1 protein-coding gene is annotated in these 1292 nt (G+C 65.2%); it reads left to right on the top strand.

The genetic code is table 11. From position 1 onward, the window contains the following. On the top strand, positions 1–1292 hold a 1292-nt coding region (locus tag QSJ97_RS24520), incomplete at both ends, for a hypothetical protein (protein ID WP_285675130.1).

Below are 1292 nucleotides of genomic sequence, written 5' to 3'. Positions count from 1 at the left end.
GACAACATCAACATCATCGCGCGGCGTCTGGACGTCTCGGGCGACGGTGTGAACAATGACGAGCCGGACGACATCGTCGACACCAATGCGGATGGCCAGATCCTGGTCGGCCGCGACTTCCGTCTCGACCTTCCGGACGACGACGACCTGACGACGCAGACCGTGACGGTGACGATCGACCCGATCGACGACAACGTGAACGGCATCGACCGCCCGGGCCAGAACGACCTGTGGAACACCTTCGTGGGCCTGACCTTCGCGGTGACCACCGGTTCCGGCGAGGAGCAGATCGACGTCGCGATCTTCGACCGCAACGACGACGAGCTCGACGGCAACCCGCCGATCTTCGCGACCGATGTTGCGGGCGACATCCAGGCCTCGCTGGCCGAGGCGTTCCCGGATGTCGACTTCACCGTCTCGGCGATCGTCGATCCGGCGGGCACGGCGACCGATCTCGACCTGATCCAGATCACCTTCGACCCGAGCGCGCTCGGCGGCGACCAGGTGCTCTCGGTGACGGACGCGATCTTCGTCTCGCGCGCCGCGGTGTTCGGCAACTCCGCCTTCACCGTCGACACCGAGGCCTCCGAGGACACCATCGAGGGTGCCGAGTTCTTCGAGGATGACGAGATCGTCTTCCGCGCCTACGAGAACCGGGTCGACGACGAGTCGTTCCCCGATGCGCAGCAGTCGCTGGGCCGCGAGGCCTATGCCGAGGACATGGTCGTCGGCGTCCAGAACGGCACCACCAAGCTGGTCGAGGGCCAGGAGTACCGGATCCTGATCGAGGACCTGAAGGAGAACGACACCGTCTCGATCACCTTCAACGGCAAGACCTACACCCGGACCGTGGATTTCGGCGGCGACGCCGAGAGCCAGACCACCTACGAGTTCCTCCAGGAGTTCGCGGCGCAGATCAACGCCGAGATCCTGCGCGACCCGCACAGCCGTGACGGCCAGATCTACATCGAGGTGACGGACAGCTTCGGCTCCGACATCGGCGAGGGCTCTGCCGGCGAGGGCGGTTCGGGCACGCTGATCGTGCGCGAGCGCGAGACCTCGGACGACGAGGCCGAGCACGTCTTCATCAAGTTCCCGCAGGTCGAGATCGACAACAACTCGGGCGGCGACGAGCCGAACGTGATCGTCAAGGAGACCTCGGACACCTCGGTGGTGATCTTCGAGTACGACTACCGCGACCTGGAGAACGACGGTCTGAACCGCGGCTACGGTGCCTTCGAGCAGCGTGACGGCGGCACCCTCTCCGACGACAACCGCCGCTTCATCACCTA

It is taken from the genome of Paralimibaculum aggregatum, from assembly GCF_030270585.1.
GTDB classification, from domain to species: domain Bacteria; phylum Pseudomonadota; class Alphaproteobacteria; order Rhodobacterales; family Rhodobacteraceae; genus Thermohalobaculum; species Thermohalobaculum aggregatum.
The sequence above is the reverse complement of the archived record's forward strand: the minus strand, read 5'-3'. Positions and strand labels throughout refer to the sequence as shown.